This window comes from Endozoicomonas sp. ISHI1, from assembly GCF_024606225.1.
GTDB lineage: Bacteria > Pseudomonadota > Gammaproteobacteria > Pseudomonadales > Endozoicomonadaceae > Endozoicomonas_A.
In genome coordinates this window covers 91,179-110,494 of the sequence record NZ_JAGRPU010000018.1, presented here as the reverse complement: position 1 = coordinate 110,494, position 19,316 = coordinate 91,179, and the positions used below count along the sequence as shown (strand labels likewise).

At 44.8% G+C, this 19,316-nt stretch carries 12 protein-coding genes; all 12 read right to left on the bottom strand.

Annotation, left to right across the window (positions count from 1 at the left end; translation table 11 throughout):
• Positions 1-31: 31 nt before the first annotated feature.
• The 12 genes from KBW69_RS13175 to KBW69_RS13120 all read right to left on the bottom strand — a co-directional run bounded on the left by KBW69_RS13175 (position 32) and on the right by KBW69_RS13120 (position 18,780).
• Positions 32-1,156 carry a hypothetical protein gene (locus KBW69_RS13175; RefSeq protein ID WP_257281153.1) on the bottom strand — a complete coding sequence of 375 codons (1,125 nt, stop codon included), beginning with the start codon at positions 1,154-1,156 and terminating at the stop codon, positions 32-34.
• Positions 1,157-1,505: 349 nt separating this feature from the next.
• Positions 1,506-2,834, bottom strand: a complete 1,329-nt coding sequence (locus KBW69_RS13170; RefSeq protein ID WP_257281152.1) for a hypothetical protein — start codon at positions 2,832-2,834, stop codon at positions 1,506-1,508.
• A 143-nt stretch (positions 2,835-2,977) separates the two neighbouring features.
• Complete coding sequence (locus KBW69_RS13165) at positions 2,978-4,096, bottom strand: hypothetical protein (protein ID WP_257281151.1); 1,119 nt, start codon at positions 4,094-4,096, stop codon at positions 2,978-2,980.
• A 353-nt stretch (positions 4,097-4,449) separates the two neighbouring features.
• Positions 4,450-5,046 (bottom strand): hypothetical protein, encoded by a 597-nt coding sequence (locus tag KBW69_RS13160; protein ID WP_257281150.1) that lies wholly within the window; start codon positions 5,044-5,046, stop codon positions 4,450-4,452.
• An 877-nt stretch (positions 5,047-5,923) separates the two neighbouring features.
• A complete protein-coding gene (locus tag KBW69_RS13155; RefSeq protein WP_257281149.1) occupies positions 5,924-7,036 on the bottom strand; it encodes a hypothetical protein in 1,113 nt (370 codons plus the stop codon).
• A gap of 211 nt (positions 7,037-7,247) precedes the next feature.
• Positions 7,248-8,354 carry a hypothetical protein gene (locus tag KBW69_RS13150; RefSeq protein ID WP_257255593.1) on the bottom strand — a complete coding sequence of 369 codons (1,107 nt, stop codon included), beginning with the start codon at positions 8,352-8,354 and terminating at the stop codon, positions 7,248-7,250.
• Positions 8,355-8,827: 473 nt separating this feature from the next.
• Positions 8,828-9,952 (bottom strand): hypothetical protein, encoded by a 1,125-nt coding sequence (locus KBW69_RS13145; RefSeq protein WP_257281148.1) that lies wholly within the window; start codon positions 9,950-9,952, stop codon positions 8,828-8,830.
• A gap of 261 nt (positions 9,953-10,213) precedes the next feature.
• Positions 10,214-11,443, bottom strand: a complete 1,230-nt coding sequence (locus KBW69_RS13140) for a hypothetical protein (RefSeq protein ID WP_257281147.1) — start codon at positions 11,441-11,443, stop codon at positions 10,214-10,216.
• Between the two features lie 254 nt (positions 11,444-11,697).
• A complete protein-coding gene (locus KBW69_RS13135; RefSeq protein ID WP_257281146.1) occupies positions 11,698-12,804 on the bottom strand; it encodes a hypothetical protein in 1,107 nt (368 codons plus the stop codon).
• Positions 12,805-13,227: 423 nt separating this feature from the next.
• Positions 13,228-14,427 (bottom strand): hypothetical protein, encoded by a 1,200-nt coding sequence (locus KBW69_RS13130; RefSeq protein WP_257281145.1) that lies wholly within the window; start codon positions 14,425-14,427, stop codon positions 13,228-13,230.
• 386 nt (positions 14,428-14,813) lie between these two features.
• Positions 14,814-15,926, bottom strand: coding sequence for a hypothetical protein (locus KBW69_RS13125; protein WP_257254582.1), 1,113 nt, complete (start codon positions 15,924-15,926; stop codon positions 14,814-14,816).
• 457 nt (positions 15,927-16,383) lie between these two features.
• Positions 16,384-18,780 carry an ATP-dependent helicase gene (locus tag KBW69_RS13120; RefSeq protein ID WP_257254583.1) on the bottom strand — a complete coding sequence of 799 codons (2,397 nt, stop codon included), beginning with the start codon at positions 18,778-18,780 and terminating at the stop codon, positions 16,384-16,386.
• Positions 18,781-19,316: the final 536 nt, after the last annotated feature.

Genomic DNA, 19,316 nt, shown 5'->3' with positions numbered 1-19,316 from the left:
TAACGTTTCTCACCCTCGCATCAACTCTCTGTTATTTAAACAAGGTGTACAAATAATCCAAAGGAGCATGAAATTTCTTCCATTGGTTACGAGCTGTTTCGCTGAAACTCTCTTCCAGTGAGTAGCCATAGACTATGTTGTTTGAAAAGCCATTGATCAGAGCGAGAGCCAAGGCAGGAGCCAGGGTAAGAGCAACGTTATTCAATAAATGGTTTGAATCCAGTCTTGAGCGTTGTTGCCACAGAAGATGCACAACTTCGCTTCCGACTACCGATCCCGTCGCCATTCCAGCGGCGCACCATAGTTCAGTTCGAACAGTAGCAGTCAGACTTTCTGCCACAAACAAGTTGGCTAATGTGACGTGGCCCAAGAATAATGAATTTGGTGATTGCGCAACATTTACGACTCCGACTGTAGCTGTGGCCCATGACCCAGCTATGGCTCCGGTTCCGGCTAAGACTTCTGCTGCCGTTGCTGTTTCAACTCTAATATCACCGTCTAAAATACGTTTTGAGAGATTACTTATTAATAATATTCCGTCTGTCAATACGGCAGATATGATGTAACCAAAAGCTGCTTTTCCCGGAGAGACACCTCTGGCAATCATTTTCTCGTGGACTATTGTCCCGACCATCATGCCAGTGAAAAATGACAACATTTTATATTCAGTGTGGGTATAGTCCAAAGGTTGGATTGTACTTTCATTCTGGTACCTTAAACCCCCGACAGTAGTGGCTCCGGCTACCGTTCTTGCCATCACCTCATGGGTAAAGTAAGCCGTAGTCATTATGGGTATAAGATAGGGATCGCGGTTAGTGTATGCTTCATATGCACTGTATGCTGTTCCTACAAATCGCAGTGGCTGCCACCAGGGCGTCTCAAGAGGCCAGGGCGATACGCGACCGGCTAAAGCCACCTCGGTGGAGGTGATAACGGCAGCGAGTTGATTACAAAAAGATGATTTGGCCTCTTGTAACTCATTTTGCTCTGTGCCGGACAGGCCAAACCGACCGGAAAGGGCAGCGACCAGCCCCGTTGTTTTGCAGATGCCGTACCAGAATCCGTAGTTGATTACAGTGGAAACGGCTAGTCCGGAACTGCTGCTCACCAGTTTCAGACTATCTTCAACTAACGATGCATTATTGTAGTGGCTCAATAAATTAAACTGCTCTTCTCTCGATACGCTTGAGTGAGCGATCGAACAGATCAATAACAAGTATGAGAATAGCGGTATTAGATTACCGGATGTTTTCATTATTCATATCCTTAACTCGAGTAACTGTTTTATTGTCAGAAAACGACAAATCGGATCTTCCCGAAAAACTATTAACCTGCTTGTTTGTCGTTGTAAAAAAATGACCAGCACACGCAGGAATAAGTCATAAGTCCATAGAACTTTTTTGTTTTCATGAGGCTTTATAGTGCAGCAATGTAATTTTCGCCATCATTGTTTGGCGATTTATAAGATAAAATCTAATTAGCCGTTGCTTGCATCTCATTCATTGTTAATTAAACAAGGTGTACAAGTAATCCAAAGGAACATAAAACTTCTTCCACTGGTTATGGGCGGTTTCGGAAAAACTGTCTTCAAGTGAGTAGCCATACACTATGTTGTTTGAAAAGCCATTGATCAGAGCGATAGCCAAGGCAGGAGCCAGGGTAATAGCGATGTTTCTCAATAAACGGTTTGAGTCTAGCTCTAAGTTTTGTTTTAACAGAAGTATCAGGACTCCGAATCCGACTCCGAATCCGACTCCAGCTCCGACTAAAGCTCCAGACAGGACTTCGTCTTCAACTCCGGATAAAAATTCAGTTTTACTGAGTGAGAAGACCATATAACCTGCTACGGCTGTGGACAATGCTAAGTCAAAGATCCCAACAAAGAAGGCTCCGGCTGAGGCTGTGGCCATTGACCCCGCTAAGGTTTCGGCTCCTGCTTGTAGCTCGACTGCATGGGCATTGCCTGAATGAGATGCTGAAAAATGGCTCACGGGCAGTACTAACTCTATCAATGAAGCAAGCGCAAGATAAGCATAGATTGCCTTATCCGTTGAAGAGCCTGTGGCGAGAAACTTGTTATAAAGCATTGCCCCGAACATCACGCATGTGATTGATTTCAATACGGCATATTCACGACAGGTATAATTTACAGGTTGGATTGAAGGTCTGTCAGGATACCTTAAAGCTTGTATGGTGATAGCTCCGGCTACCGTTCTTGCCACCATTTCATGGGTAAAATAAGCCGCAGTCATTATGGGTATAAAACCAGGATCGCATTTTGTATATGCTCGATAACCAATGTATGCGGTTCCAACATATCGAAGTGGTCGCCACCATTGCAGCTCAGGGGACGAAGGTGATACTTGTCCTGCTATTGCAGCCTCAGTGGAAGTGATGACGGCTGCGAGTTGATTACAGAAAGAAGATTTGAATTCTTGTAATTCATTTCTCTCTGGGCCATTCAGACCAAAGCGAGCTGCAAGGGAAGAGACCAGCTCAGGTGATTTGCAGATGCCGTACCAGAATCCGTAATTGATCACGGTGGAAACGGCTAGCACGGAACCACTGGTGACCAGTTTCAGACTGTCTTCAACTAACGATGCATTATTGTAGTGACTTAATAAGTTGAATTGTTCTTCTTTCGATATACCTGAATGAGCCACCGAACAGATAATTAACAAGCACAAGAACAGCGGCATTAATTTAGGAATGTTTTCATTGCTTGTGTCTTTAATTCGGGCAACTAATTTCTTGGTCAGTAAATGACGAACCGAATCTTCCCGAACCGGGAGTAGTTTGTTTTTTGTAACTGTAAAATCATGACCAGCGCACATAGGAGTCTCTCATTCGGTCCGGGTTCTTTGAGTCTTGCTGCTGCCAAGAGACGATATAGTACAGCAACGGAAATTTCGCCATTTACCGGAAGTGTTGAATAAGCTCAAAGCCTTGCGCCTGTGAAGGATGTCAGGGCGTCTTGTCAATTAAACAAGGTATACAAGTAATCCAAAGGAGCGTGAAATTTCTTCCATTGGTTACGGGTTGTTTCGGTGAAACTCTCTTCCAGTGAGTAGCCATACACCGCATTGTCTGAAAAGCCATTGATCAGGGCGAGCGCCAATGCAGGAGCCAGGGTAAGAGCAACATTATTCAATAAATGGTTTGAGTCGAGTTTTGAGTGTTGTTGCCACAGAAGGTACATAACTCCCGATCCGGCTATCGATCCGGTGATCATTCCAACGACGGACCATAGTTCAGTTCTGGCAGGAGTCAGACGCATAGCCACGAACATGGGTACTGCGAATTGACCCGAGAATAATGAATTTGGTGATTGCGCAGAATCTACGGCTCCGACTACGGCTGTGGCCCATGACCCAGCTATGGTTCCCGTTCCGGCTAAGACTTCTGCTGCCGTTGCTGTCTCAACTCTAATATCATCGTCTGAAATTTGTTTTAAGAGATAACTTATTAATAATATTCCGTCTGTCAATACGCTGGATACAATGTGACCAAAAGCTGCTTTTCCCGGCGAGAAACCTCTGGCGATCATTTTTTCATGGACTATTGTTCCGACCATCATGCCAGCAATAAATGACAATATGTTATATTCAGCGCGGGCATAGTCAAAAGGTGCGATTGTACTTTCATTCTGATACCTTAAACCCCCGACAGCGGTGGCTGTAGCTACTGTTCTTGCCACTACCTCATGGGTAAAGTAAGCCGTAGTCCTTATGGGTATAAGATAAGGATCACGATGAGTGTATGCTTCATAAGCACTGTAGGCTGTTCCTACAAATCGCATTGGCTGCCACCAAGGTGTCTCAAGGGGCCAGGGTGATACGCGACCGGCTAAAGCAACCTCGGTGGAGGTGATAACGGCAGCGAGTTGATTACAAAAAGATGATTTGACCTCTTGTAACTCATTTTGATCTGTGACAGACAGGTCATAGCGACCGGAAAGGGTAGCGACCAGCCCCGTTGTTTTGCAGATGCCGTACCAGAGTCCGTAATTGATCACGGTGGAAGCCGCCGGCCCGGAACTGCTGCTCACCAGTTTCAGACTATCTTCAACTAACGATGTATTATTGTAGTGGCTCAATAAATTAAACTGTTCTTCTCTCGATACGCTTGAGTGAGCAACCGAACAGATAAATAACAAGCATGAGAATAACGGTATTAGTTTACCGGATGTTTTCATTATTCATATCCTTAATTTGAGTAACTGACTTATTATCAGAAAACGACAAAGCGAGTTTTCCCGTACCGCCACAAACCTGCTTGTTTGTGGTTGTGAAAACCCGATCAGCACGCGCAGGAACGAGTCATAAGTCCTTAGAATTTTGTTGTTTTCATGAGGCTTTCCTTATAGTACAGCAATGTAATTCACGCTATCATTGTTTGCTCATTCATAAGATGAAATTTAATTGGCCGTCGCTCGCATCGAACTCGTTGTTAATTGAACAAGGTGTACAAGTAATCCAAAGGAGCATAAAACTTCATCCATTGGGTACGGGCTGTTTCGGTGAGACTTTCTTCAAGTGAGTAACCATAAACAGCATTGTTTGAAACGCCATTGATTAAAGCCAGAGCTAATGCAGGAGCCAAGGTAACAGCGCCGTTTCTCATTAAATGTTCTGAGTCCAGTATCCGGCTTTGTTGAAATAAAAATTGTATGGATCCGGTTCCGGCTATCGTTCCGATTAAGATCTCACTTCCATTCAGGTGTCTAACGTCAGGTATAGCTAAGGTTATGGTGATAAGTTCAGCTATGTTCAAGGATAGATCTGATCTGCCCCAGGAAACCATGGCCGCGGATATGGCTGTAGTAATCGATCCGGCTATGGCTCCGCTTCCCGCTGCTGCTATGGCTCCGCTTCCCGCTGCTGCTATGGCTTTTGCTTCTTTCTCCTCTATACCAGCACTGTCTGAATTAAGTACTGGAAGATAGCTTATTGCTGATATTGTTTCCGTCAATCCAGCAGATATCAAGTAAGCAATGGCCGCTTCCAAAGATGTTGAACCTATGGCGAGCATCTTTTTATAGAACATTATTCCGACCAGCATGCTAGCAGTTGATGACAACATGAAATATTCATTTCGGGCATAATCTAAAGGTTGGATTGTGCTTGTGTTCTGTTTCCTCAAGCTCCGAATAGCACTGGCTCCGGTTACGGTTCTTGCCACTACCTCATGGGTAAAATAAATCGCAGTTTTAATGGTGGCAGAATAAGGATTCTGGTGAGTGTATGTTTGATAACCAACGTAGGCTGTTCCTACAAATCGCAGTGGTTGCCACCAGGGCAGCTCAAGGGGCCACGGCGATAGGTGCCCGGCTAAGGCAACTTCAGTGGAGGTGATAACGGCTGCGAGTTGATGACAAAAAGATGCTCTGATCCCATGTAACTCATTTTCTTCTGTGCCTGACAGGTCAAAGCGACCTGCAAGGGCTGATACTACCTCGGGTGATTTGCAGATGCCGTACCAGAATCCATATTGGATCAGGGTCGAAACGGCCAGCCCGGAACCGCTGATAAACAGATTCAGACTGTCTCCAACTAATGATGCATTATTGTAGTGGCTCAATAAGTTAAACTGTTCTTCTTTCGATACGCCTGAGTGAGCGAATGAACAGATCAATAACAAGCACGAGAATAGTGGTATTAGTTTACCGGATGTTTTCATTGTTCATATCCTTAACTCGAATAACTGTTTTATTGCCAGGAAACGACAAACCTGGTCTTCCCGTACCACTATTAATATGCTTGTTTTTAGTTGTAAAAAAACCGGCCAGCACACTGAGGAATCTGTCACAAGTCCTTGGAACTTAGTTGTTTTAATGAGACTTTTTAGTACAGTAATGGGATTTTCGCCATCATTGTTTGGTGATTCATAATCTAATTATCCGTCGCTTGCATCTTACTCATTCTTAATTAAACAAGGTGTACAAATAATCCAGTGGAACATAAACCTTCTGCCATTGGTTGCGGGCTGTTTCGGAAAAACTTTCTTCCAGCGAGACGCCATATAGAGCATTGTTTGAAAAGCCATTGGTCAGAGCAAGGGTGAATGCATGAATCAAGATTATAGCGACGTTGCTCAATAAATGGTTTGAGTCCGGTTCTGGTTTTTTTATTAACATAAGATCCATGACTCCGGCTCCGATTGCGAGTCCGGCCATTGCACCAGTCAGAACAGTGTCTTCAACTCCGGATAACGATTCAACTGCAGGTAGGGAGAGTACCAGAGTCCTGAATGCGGCTGCGAAAAGGAACAGGTTTAAGGCCTCAGAAGATAGGGTTCCCGTGACTCCAACTGTGGCTCCGGCTATTGATCCGGCTAAGGCTTCGGCTTCTGCTTCTACATTGACTGTACTACTAACGCCTGAATTAACGACTGAAAAAGAGCCCGTTGCTAATATTGTTTCTGCCAATGAAGCAAGCACCAGATAAGGAAAGATTGCTTCTATATGTGAAGAGCCTTTGGTGACCCACTTGTCATAAACGATGGTCGCGACCATAAGGCCAGCGACTGATTTCACCATGGCATATTCACTGTAGGTATAATCTTCAGGTTGGATTGAACGTCTGGCACGATGCCTCAAAGTCTCTACGGTACAGGCTCCGGCTACCGTTCTTGCCACTGTCTCACGTGTAAAGTAAGTCATAGCTATTAAGGGTATAAAATGAGGGTCGTCAGTAGTGTATGTGTTATAAATAACGAGTCCTGTTCTTACAAATCTCAGAGGCTGCCACCAGGGCTGATCCGGAGGCCAGAGTGATAAGTGTCCGGCCAAAGCAATCTCAGTGGAGGTGATAAGGGCTGCGAGTTGATTATAAAAAGAAGAATTGACTTTTTGTAACTCATTTTGCTCTGTACCAGACAGACTAAACCGAATCGTATGGGTAGATACCCACTCGGTTGATTTGCAGATGCTGTACCAGAATCCGTAACTGATCAGGGTAGAAACTGCCAGCCCGGAACTACCACCGACCAGTTTCAGACCGTCTTCAATTAATGATGTATTATTGTGGTGGCTCAATAAGTTAAATTGTTCTTCTTTCGATACGCTTGAATGAGCGACTGAGTATATCAATAATAGGCATGAACATAGAGGAATTAGTTTGCCGGTTTTTTTCATCATTCATGCTCTTGATCAGGGTGACTGATTTGATTAGCAAATGATCAGTCAAACCTTACCTGCCAGAAGTAACCTGATTCTTTAATTACATCCGCTACAAGATTGAGCACTATCAATGAAACAAGGTGTACAAATAATCCAAAGGAGCATAAAACTTCTTCCACTGGTTACGGGTGGTTTCTGTGAAACTTTCTTCAAGTGTGACACCATAAACAGCATGGTTTGAAAGTCCATTGAACAAAGCGAGAGCTAATGCAGGAGCCAGAGTAATCGCGATGTTTCTCATTAAATGCCTTGAGTCCAGTTCCAGGCTTTGTTGCAATAGAAATTGCAAGAAAACGACTCCGTATGTCATTCCGACTACGGCTCTGGCTACGTCTATGTGATAGTGTGCAGGTATAACTATGGCAAAGGCAATGGTGCTAAGTGTAGCTGTATCCAGGAATAGATCTCCATGCCACCAAAGAGCTATGGTTCCGGCTGCTGCCACCGATCCGGCTATTGCTCCGGCTCCAGCTGCTGCTATGGCACCTGCTTCTTTCTCGACTCTATCAGCACTGCCTGAATTAGGTAATGAAAGAGAGCATATTGTTGATAATGTCTTCGTCAATGAAGCAGATATCATGTAAGCAAAGGCTGCTTTCACAGAAGTTAAACCTCTGTTGAGCATCTTTTTATAGACTATTGCCCCGACTATAATGCCAGCGACTGATGACAACATTTTATATTCACTAAGGGCATAATTTAAAGGTTGGGTTTTGCCTATGTCCTTATGCCTTAAAGCTCGGATGGTAGTGGCTCCGGCTACGTTTCTTGCCACTTCCTCATGGCTTAAGTATGCCGCAGTCATAACGGCGGCAGGATAAAAAGGACAGTTCGTGTATGTTTGATAACCAACGTATGCTGTTCCTGCAAATCGCAGTGGCTGCCACCAGGTTAGCTCAAGGGGCCAGAGTGATAGGTGCCCGGTTAAAGCAACTTCAGTGGAGGTGATAACGGCTGCGAGTTGGTTGCAAAAAGATGCTTTGACCTCCTGTAATTCACTTTCCTCTGTGCGAGGCAGGTCAAAGCGACCCGTTAGGGCAGTTACCACCTCGGGTGATCTGCAGATGCCGTACCAGAATCCATAATTGATTACAGTGGAGACTGCCAGCCTGGAACTACTAATGAGCAGTTTCAGGCTATCTTCAACTAACGATGCGTTATTGTAGTGGTTCAATAAGTTAAATTGTTCTTCTTTCGATAAGCCTGAATGAGCCAATGAGCTTATAAAAAATAAGCACGTGAATAGTGTTAGTGATTTAACGCAAATTTTCATTATTTATATCCTAAATTCGGATACTGATTTTATCTGAGAAAATGATCAACGAATTTTCACCTGTCGGGAGTAAACTGTTTCAACTGATCAGCATACGCAAGCACTTTCATAGTGTCCCTGCCATTTGCCCCTTTACTGTTGATAAAAGACTTTATAGTTCAGCTATGAAGTTTAAGCCACTTATTGGAAGGTGTTGACTATTGTGCTGTCCGAATCAGGAGCAAGTTTCGCCTCGAACGATCAAAGGTGTTTTTGGAAACAGGCCGATATAAAAGTCGGTGGGATGATTTTGTCAAGTTATTCTAACAAAGAGAAACGTCAGCTGACATTTAAGTCATTCAGATCCTTCGCGAAGCGTTCAAAGCAACTATTTGTCAATTAAACAAGGTGTACAAATAATCCAAAGGAGCATAAAACTTCTGCCATTGGATACGGGCTGTTTCGGTGAAACTTTCTTCAAGTGCGACACCACAAACAGCATTGTTTGAAAGGCCATTGATCAGAGCCAAAGCCAATGCAGGAGTCAGGGTAATGGCGACGTTTCTCAATAAACGGTTTGAGTCCAGGTATGAGTTTTGTTTTATCAAAATTACCATGACTCCAATTCCGACTCCGACTCCAGTCTGAGCTCCGGACAGGACTTTGTCTTTAACTCTGTATATGGATTCAACCTCAGGTAGAGAGAAGGCCAGAGTGCCAACTGCGGCTATGAACAAGACTGGGTTTAAGCTCCAGGCCGCTACGACTCCGATGGCTCCGTCTGTAGCTACAGCTAATGATCCGGCTAAGGCTCCGGCTAAGATTTCTGCTCCTGCTTCTACCTCTGAGGCATGAGCACTTTCTGAATTAGATGCTGATAAATAGCCTATTGCTAATATTGACTTTGACAATGAAGCAGAAAGGAGATATACGAAGCTTGCTTCAACAGGTGAAAAGCCTTTGCTGACCAACTTTTCATAAACTATTGTCCCGATCATCAAGCCAGCCATTGATTTCAACAGAGCGTATTCACTGAAGACAAAATCTTCAGGTTGGATTGAGCGTCTATCGTGATGCTTCAGAGCCTGCACGGTGTCAGCAGCGGCTGCGGTTCTTGCCACAACCTCATGGGTAAAGTAAGCCATTGTCATTATGGGTATAAAATAAGGATCCTGAGTAGTGTATGCTCTGTAACCAGCAAATCCTGTTCCTGCAAATCGCAGCGGTAGCCACCAGAGCCGCTCAAGGGGCCAGGGTGAAACCTTTCCGGCCAAAGCAACCTCAGTGGAGGTCAGAACGGCTGCCAATTGATTACAAAAAGATGATTTGACCTCTTGCAAGTTGTTTTTCTCTGTGTTGATAGAGCTAAACCGTCTCGCAAGGTCAGACAACAACTTGGTTGATTTGCAGATACTGTACCAGACTCCATAATGGACCACAGTGGAAACCGCCAGCCCCGAGCTCCTGCTGACCAGTTTCAGACTATCTTCAACCAGTGATGCATTATTGTGGTGGCTCAATAAGTTAAATTGTTCTTCTTTCGATACGCCTGAGTAAGCCAATGAACTTATAAATAACCAGCACAAGAACAGTGGTATTAATAGACCGGTTACATTCATTATTGATATCTTTAATTTGTGTGCTGGTTTTTTTTGAGCAGATGACGAGTGAGTATTCCCATACCGAGAATAAATTATTTTACCTGATCAGCACAAACAGGAACTGTCATGCTCCAGCTAATTGCCCCTTACTTCTGGCAAAAGACCTTTTAGTTCAGTATTTCAATTAAACAAGCTGTGTAAATAATCCAAAGGAGCATAAAACTTCTTCCATTGGTTACGGGCTGTTTTGGTGAAACTTTCTGCAAGTGAAAAACCATAAACAGCATTGTTTGCAACGCCATTGATCTCAGTGATAGTCCATGCAATAGCCAAGTTGATAGGGATGTTTCTTAATAAATGGTCTGAGTCCAGGATTGAGCTTTGTAGTGCCAGAAGTTTCATGACTCCGACTCCTGCTGCAAGTCCGGCTATAGCTCCAGCATTGATTTTGTGATTAATTTCGGATGAAAATTCAAATTCATTTATAGAGGCAACCAAAGTGCCAAGTGCGGCCATGGGCATGAATAGGTTATTAAGAGGGGTTCCAACAGCTATCGCTCCGGCTGTGGCTCCGGCAATTGATCCCGCTAAGACTCCAGCTCCGGCGATTGATCCCGCTAAGACTCCAGCTCCGACTAAGCTATCTGCTCCAAATGCATGATCAGCACTTGAATTGGATGCTGGTTGAATGAATAGTGCTATTAAGGTCCCTGCCACTGTAGCAGATACATGGTATGCAAAGACTGCTTCTACAATAGTAACGCCTCTCAAGGCCGACGTGTTATAAACTGTTGCCCCGACCATCATGCCAGCGATAGATTTCAACATGATATATTCACTATTGGCATAATCTTTAGGTTGGATTATACGTCCATGATTCCTTAAAGCCTTTATGGTATAGGCTCCGGCTACTGTTCTTGCGATTATCTCATGAGTAAAATAAGCCATGGTCAATACAGGTGTAAAATAAGGATCGTAATGAGTGTACGTTTTATAGGCAATGAATACCGTTCCAACAAATCGAAGCGGCTGCACAAAGGGGCAGGGCCATGCGTGCCCGGCCAAAGCGACCTCGGTGGAGGTAATGACCGCTGCGAGTTGATTACAGAAAAAAGCTTTGAACTCTTGTAACTCACTTTCCTCTGTACCAGGAGGGTCAGGGCGACTCGTAAGGGTAGATACCAGCCCGGCTGATTGGCAGATGCCGTACCAGAATCCGTAACTGACCACGGTGGAAGCTGCCAGCTCGGAACTGCTGCTCACCAGTTGCAGACTTTCTTCAACTAACGATGCATTATTGAAGTGACCCAACAAGTAATATTTTTCTTCCTTTGATGCGCCTGAATGAGCGACCGAACAGATAAAGAACAAGCATGAGAAGATCGGTATTAGTTTACCGGATGTTTTCATTATTCATATCCTTAACTGGAGTAACTGATTTCTTATTGGAAAACGACAAACCGAGTCTTCCCGTACCACTATTAACCCATTTGTTTTGGTTGTGAAAACATGGTAGGCACACGCAGGAGACTGTCACCAGTACTTAGGATTTTGTTGTTTCCACGAGAGTTTATAGTGCAGGAATGGGATTTTCGCCATCATTGTTTGGCGATTTATAAGATGAAATCTAATCTGGTTAACCGTCGCTCGCATCTCAATCATTGTTAATTAAATAAGGTGTACAAGTAATCCAAAGGAGCATAAAACTTCTTCCATTGGTTGCGGGCTGTTTCGAAAAAACTTTCTTCCAGCGATACGCCATATAGAGCATTGATTGAAAAGCCATTAATCAGAGCAAGGGTGAATGCATGAATCAAGATTATAGCGACGTTGCTCAATAAATGGTTTGAGTCCGGTTCTGGTTTGTTTATTAACATAAGATCCATGACTCCGGCTCCGATTGCGAGTCCGGCCATTACACCAGTCAGAACAGTGTCTTCAACTCCGGATAACGATTCAACTGCAGGTAGGGAGAGTACCAGAGTCCTGAATGCGGCTGCGAAAAGGAACAGGTTTAAGTCCTCAGAAGATAGGGTTCCCGTGACTCCAACTGTGGCTCCGGCTATTGATTCGGCTAAGGCTTCTGCTTCTACATTGACTGTACTACTATTGCCCGAATTAAAGACTGAAAAAGAGCCCGTTGCTAATATTGTTTCTGCCAATGAAGCAAGCACCAGATAAGGAAAGATTGCTTCTATATGTGAAGAGCCTTTGGTGACCCACTTGTCATAAACGATGGTCGCGACCATAAGGCCAGCGACTGATTTCACCATGGCATATTCACTGTAGGTATAATCTTCAGGTTGGATTGAACGTCTGGCACGATGCCTCAAAGTCTCTACGGTACAGGCTCCGGCTACCGTTCTTGCCACTGTCTCACGTGTAAAGTAAGTCATAGCTATTAAGGGTATAAAATGAGGGTCGTCAGTAGTGTATGTGTTATAAACAACGAGTCCTGTTCTTACAAATCTCAGAGGCTGCCACCAGGGCTGATCCGGAGGCCAGAGTGATAAGTGTCCGGCCAAAGCAATCTCAGTGGAGGTGATAAGGGCTGCGAGTTGATTATAAAAAGAAGAATTGACTTTTTGTAACTCATTTTGCTCTGTACCAGACAGACTAAACCGAATCGTATGGGTAGATACCCACTCGGTTGATTTGCAGATGCTGTACCAGAATCCGTAACTGATCAGGGTAGAAACTGCCAGCCCGGAACTACCACCGACCAGTTTCAGACCGTCTTCAATTAATGATGTATTATTGTGGTGGCTCAATAAGTTAAATTGTTCTTCTTTCGATACGCCTGAGTAAGTCAATGAACTTATAAATAACCAGCACAAGAACAGTGGTATTAATTTACCGGATACATTCATTATTGATATCTTTAATTTGTGTGCTGGTTTTTTTGAGCAGATGACGAGTGAATATGCCCATACCAAGAATAAACTGTTTTACCTGATCAGCACACACAGGAACTGTCATGCCCTAGCAGCCTGTCGGACTTAAGCGTCCGTAGCGAGGATTGCAAGAAATTGAGGATAAAAATTTCTGCTTCTGAGGAGAATAGCGAGCTATTTGACGAAGAAGCAGGAATTTCTAGACCAATTTATTGCAACCGCAGTAGGACAGCCTTAAGTCCGACAGGCTGCTAGCTAATTGCCACTTACTTCTGGCAAAAGACCTTTTAGTTCAGTGTTTCAATTAAACAAGCTGTGTAAATAATCCAAAGGAGCATAAAACTTCTTCCATTGGTTACGGGCTGTTTTGGTGAAACTTTCTGCAAGTGAAAAACCATAAACAGCATTGTTTGCAACGCCATTGATCTGAGCGATAGTCAATGCAAGAGGCAAGGTAATAGCGACATTTCTTAATAAATGGCTTGAGCCCAGGATTGAGCTTTGTAGTGCCAGAAGTTTTATGACTCCGGCTCCTACTGCAAGTCCGGCTATAGCTCCAGTATTGATCTTGTTATTAATTTCGGATGAAGATTCAAACTCTTTTAGAGAGACAACCAATGTGCCAAGTGCGGCCATTGGCATAAATGGTTCGTTAAGGGGGGTTCCAACAGCTATCGCTCCGGCTATGACTCCGGCTATTGATCCAGATATGACTCCGGCTCCCGCTAAGCTATCTGCTCCAACTGCATGATCAGCGCCTGAATCAGATGCTGGTAGAAAGAATAGTGCCGTTAGAGTCCTTGTCACTGCGGCAGATATCAGGTAACCAAAAAACGCTTCTGTATAAGTAGAGCCTCCGGCGAGCAACTTGTTATAAGCTATTGCCCCGATCATCATGCCAGCGATAGATTTCAACATGATATATTCACTATTGGCATAATCTTTAGGTTCGATTATACGTCCGTGATACCTTAAAGCTTTTATCGTATAGGCTCCGGCTATCGTTCTTGCGATTACCTCATGAGTAAAGTAAGCCATGGTCAAAACAGGGGTGAAATAAGGATCGTAATGAGTGTACGTTTTATAGGCAATGAATACCGTTCCAACAAATCGCAGCGGCTGCACAAAGGGGCAGGGCCATGCGTGCCCGGCCAAAGCGACCTCGGTGGAGGTAATGACGGCTGTGAGTTGATTGCAGAAAAAAGATTTGAACTCTTGTAACTCACTTTCCTCTGTATCGGGGGGGGCAGGGCGACTCGTAAGGGTAGATACCAGCCCGGCTGATTGGCAGATGCCGTACCAGAATCCATAACTGATCACGGTGGAAACTGTCAGCTCGGAACCACTGCTTGCCAGTTGCAGACTTTCTTCAACTAACGATGCATTATTGAAGTGACCCAACAAGTAATATTTTTCTTCCTTTGATGCGCCTGAATGTGCCAATGAACCTATAAATACCAAGCACGAGAACAGCGGTAACAATTTACCGTGTATTTTCATTATTTATATCCTTAAACCGGATACTGGCTTTTAATGAGTAAATGAAGCGTGAATACACTCCCGTGGGAGTAGACGGCTTCACCTGATCAGCACAAACAGGAACTCTCATGCTGCTCTAGTCATTTGACCCACACTGCTGGCAAGAAACTATATAGTTCAGCTACGGTATTTTCGCCATTCATTGGCAGGCGTTAACTGTCGTGCTATATGAGTCAGGAGCAATTTTTGTCTGGAACGATCAAAGGTGTTTTTGGACGTAGACGGTCATAAAAGTCGGAAGGGGGCTTTTGTTAAATCGCCCGGGCAAGAGGCCCGGGCGAAGAGAAAAGTCAGTCCAGATTGAATGTCATCCAACCGTTTCGCCAAGCTTTCAAAACAACTATCTGTCAATTAAACAAGGTGCGCAAATAATCCAAAGGAGCATAAAACTTCTTCCATTGGTTACGGGCTGTTTCGGTGAAACTTTCTTCAAGTGAGAAACCATAGATGTCATAGTTTGAAACGCCATTGATCAGAGCGAGAGCCAATGCAGGAGCCAGAGTAATAGCAACGTTTCTTAATAAATGATTTGAGTCCAGGTTTGAGTTTTGTATTGTCAGAAGTTTCATGACTCCGGCGCCGACTATGAGCCCGGACATAGCTCCAGCATTGATTTTGTCTTTAAGTTGGGATGAAGATTCAAATTTGGGTAGCGATAAAGACAGAGTGCTAACTGCGGCTATGAACAAGAGTCGGTCAAAGGCGGTTCCAGCGGCTATGGCTCCGGCTGTGGCTCCGGCTATTGATCCGGCTATGACTCCGGCTCCGGCTAAGTTTGCTGCTGTTCTTTCTGGCTCGAAGGCATGACTATCGCCTGAATTAGAGGGTGGTAAAGAGAATAATGAAGTTAAAGCCTGTGTTACTGAAGCAGATATCACGTAAGCAAAGATGGCTTCTACTCGAGAAGAGCCCTTGGCAATAAACTCGTTATGAACTATTGTCCCGACCATCATGCCAGCGATTGATTTCAACATAGTATATTCACTGTGAGCGTAATCTTCAGGATGGATTTCAGGTCTGTCATCATTCCTCAGAGCCTGTATGACAGAGGCTCCGGCTATCGTCCTGGCCACTATCTCGTGCGTAAAGTAAGCCATTGTTATTATGGGTGTAAAATAAGGATTGTCGTTATTGTGCGCTCTGTAGGCAATGAATCCTGTTCCAACAAATCGAAGCGGCTGAGCAAAAGGCCAGGGTCGTACATGTCCGGCCAAAGCAACCTCAGTAGAGGTAATAATGGATGCGAGTTGATTACAAAAAGAAGATTTGACCTCTTGTAAATTATTTCTTTCTATATCGGATAGGTCAAACCGACCCGTAAGGATAGATAGCGGCTCGTTTGATTTGCAGATGCCGTACCAGAATCCATAACTGATCACGGTAGAAACTGCCAGCCTGGAACTAATGCCTACCAGTTTCAGACCGTCTTCAACTAACGATGCATTATTGTAGTGGCTCAATAAGTTAAGTTGTTGTTCTTTCGATATGTCTGAATGGGCAACTGAACATATAAATATTAAGCATGAGAGTATCGTTATCGGTTTACCGGATATTTTCATTATTCGTGTCCTTAATCAGGGTAATTGATTTGCCAGAAGCAAATGAACAGCCAAACCTAATCTGCCTGAAGCAGCCTCTTTTTTTGATTGCATCCAGTATGAGATTGATGAGTGATAAATACTTTATAAGCGGCCTACCTTGGCTAACCTTTCCAGTTGGTAAAACCTGATAAGTATGATCAGGAACCTGCTATTCATTCACAGTCCTTCGGCCTTTTTATTTTCCGGGATAATGTATAGTTCAGGGATGGTATTTTCGCCATTCATTGGCAGAACACACAAAATTACCTGGATGATAAGTATTGAAGAGAAAGCCAGAAGCGGCTTTACGGTTTCTATCAGTTGGTTGGCGGAGCGTTCAAAGTAATTCAAACAGATGTAAAACCTGCTCATTGCGGGCAAATCTTTTTACACTATGCTGCCTGTCAAACAGGATGACAAAGTTGGTGTCATTGACTTCAATGACTTTACCCTCTCCGAAAATACTGTGTCTGAGTCTCCGGTTCACCTGCCAAGGTGCGTTTTCTGGCACTTCCCTGCGAAAGATGTTCTGTCGTGCTGATAGATAGGCCGGACTGCGTACTGAAGAGGCAGACTTGGAGCGATGCTTTTCTGCCAGTGAAGGAATTGTTTCAAGCCGTTTTGCCAGATTCGGCTTTATTGCCTGAAAGTATTGACGTGCCGCTCTGGTCAGACCAGTTTTTTTGAGTTGATTGACCAGTTCATCTTCAGAAGTCTGATTGAGTGACTGGCAAACGGATTTGACGTGGGGGATCTGCATTTCTTTTAGAAACAGGCTGATCTGCTGTGAGTCGTTATTCATCCAGCTGTTGGCTCTGGTGTTCAGGGATCCGTTGCCGGTAAAAAGATAGAGTTTTTCTCTGGCCCTGGTCATGGCGACGTAAAGTAGTCTCCTTTCAGCTTCCAGATCTTCACTGCTGCCCGGAGTCAGTTCATCCTCTCTTTTGAACGGCCAGTATTTTTGGGTCAGTCCCGGAATCAGAACGATGGGCCATTCCAGTCCCTTGGCCCGATGGCAGGAACTGATCACGATCTGTTCTGATTGGTCATAGGCATGCTGCCCGGAGTGTCTGGTTTGTTGATTCTGTCTGGATCTCAATTCGTCCAGGTGCAAACAGCTGTCACTGACGGTGAGGTTCATTTTTCTCAGGTAACTGAGAAAACCATCGATAGCCAGCAATTGCTCTTCCGTTCTCTGATCGTTGAGGCTCATGGATTGCAGACTTTCCCTGAGCTCCGTGCGTTGAATGTAGCGTTGCAGTACCGCAGTGGCAGATTCCTGATTCGATGTTTTTTCCAGTGATAGCAATATCTCAGCCCTGTCGTACAGTTTCTGGCGTTGATAATTATTGATGCCAGCGATTTTGCTGGCTGAAAGGCCCAATTCTTTCCCCCAAAGTTGATTGTGCTCTTGAAGGTTGGCGGAAAGTTGCTTTACCAGAGCCGCTTTTATGCCCAAATGAGGTAGGGTAAACAGCAAAGACAATACCTCATATCGAGCGGCAGAGTTTAAGTGCTGCAAATCACCAGAGGCTATTCTCAGGGCAGCGATCAAGGCTGATATTTCAGGACGGTCAAACAGGTAAGGGCCTTCACATTGGTAGGGTAGACCGCTTGCCAACAACCTCAGTTCCAATGGCACCGATTGTGCCCAGACTCTTAAAAGCACAGCTATCTGCGACCCGGAGCCGGAAATATGCTGTTGAATGGTTGCCAATACCCGCTCTGTATCTTCGCCAGCTCCCTGTGAGATTGAGATGCTTGAATCCGGGTTGTCCGGGTGAGCAATACAGATCACACCTTTTCTGTTTTTGTTACGACTGATCAGGTGGCTGGCTGCCATGGCGATCTCGTGGCCATAGCGAAAGGTATGAGGCAGAGTCAACTCGTGAACGGCATCGGTGCGGGCATAATCCGCTTCGAAGTGCCGGAGAATATTCTGAATATTGGCCCCGGCAAATTCATAGATGGTTTGATCGGGGTCGCCTACGGCAATCACTTTGGCTCTGTCTCCAGCGATGATGCGTGTCAACCTGTGTTGCAAGGTTGAAGTGTCCTGGTATTCATCCACTATAATTCGATCTATTTTGTTGGTGATGCGGGGGATGATTTCCGGGTTGGCTTCTATCAAACATACTGTGTCGTACAGCATATCCATAAAGGTTATTCTGCGATGCTGGTGGCGCCATTGCTCAAAGGTTTCAAAAAGTTCCACCAGAAATTGAAAATGATCGGGATAGTCTGCCCGCATCAGGACTGTGGAAGGCTTGTCCAAACTGGCCTTAACGTTATCGATAAAACCGGCAGCCACTTCAATGTATCGGGCGCTGTCTGCTTTGATCCTGTCCTGAAGCACGTCAGGTGCTAATGCCAGCAAAAGCTCACGGACTTTCAGCTCGATCTCTTTCTCTGTCAGGGGGCGATGATTGTAGGACGATCTCAACCCCCACTCTTCGAGCGACTTCAAAAGTCTCAGGCCCGTTGAGTGATAGGTTCGGACTTTTGGAAGAACCGGCCACTGTCGGCATCGTCTGCGGAGCTTGTCGGTAAAGTCCAGCTGGGCTGACTTGTTGAACATCATAACCACGATGCGTCGAGGGGAAACACCCTGGTTCAGTAACTCATTAATGAGAAAGGCCAGGGTAGTGGTCTTACCTGAACCGGCTACTGCTATACAAAGGGCATGTCCATTTACATGCTCAGTTACCCTCTGTTGAGAGCCGGTCAGTTCCATACAATCAATGCGCCAGTGTTAATCTATCAGACGAGGCAATCATAGTACCAAAGAATGGTCCCGGGGGCGTAGACTCATACGAATTTTATCGAACAGAACAGACGAACAGTGGGTATTTGAAAATGGAAAGGCGCTTCCGCCCTGCCACCATTTGCGACAAACGGTAGTATTTCCTCCGAGCCAGATGGGACCGTTAAATTAATGTTGACAATTTGTCCGTTGTCTTGTCTGTAGTCGTGACTGACGGCACACGAGCCCGGGTTTGGATCGCAGTTGTAAAAGAAGCCAGGCCTGAAATGGGTGGGTGCAACGCAACCCGGTCCTGTGCAGTTACCTGAAAAGGCGGAGAGATCATGATTGGGTGCACCGCCTCGAATGAAGTTATCTTTAATTACACCAACGAATAACCATCAGCCAAAGATTTTAGTCAGAGAGTACTTTTGTAGCAATTTTTTAGGTTGCTTGGGTCGAGGGCGGGCTGACCTTTAGCAAGAGTAGTCGTTATTTTGATAAGTGCGGGAAGGTCAAAGAAACGC

What these genes read in the sequence shown, in the direction of transcription:
- KBW69_RS13170 (WP_257281152.1), bottom strand. Translation starts at nt 2,834, where the DNA reads ATGTGCGCTGGTCATGATTTTACAGTTACAAAAAACAAACTACTCCCG.
- KBW69_RS13130 (WP_257281145.1), bottom strand. Translation starts at nt 14,427, where the DNA reads ATGAAAATACACGGTAAATTGTTACCGCTGTTCTCGTGCTTGGTATTT.
- KBW69_RS13120 (WP_257254583.1), bottom strand. Translation starts at nt 18,780, where the DNA reads ATGGAACTGACCGGCTCTCAACAGAGGGTAACTGAGCATGTAAATGGA.
- KBW69_RS13160 (WP_257281150.1), bottom strand. Translation starts at nt 5,046, where the DNA reads ATGTTCTATAAAAAGATGCTCGCCATAGGTTCAACATCTTTGGAAGCG.
- KBW69_RS13140 (WP_257281147.1), bottom strand. Translation starts at nt 11,443, where the DNA reads ATGAAAACATCCGGTAAACTAATACCGATCTTCTCATGCTTGTTCTTT.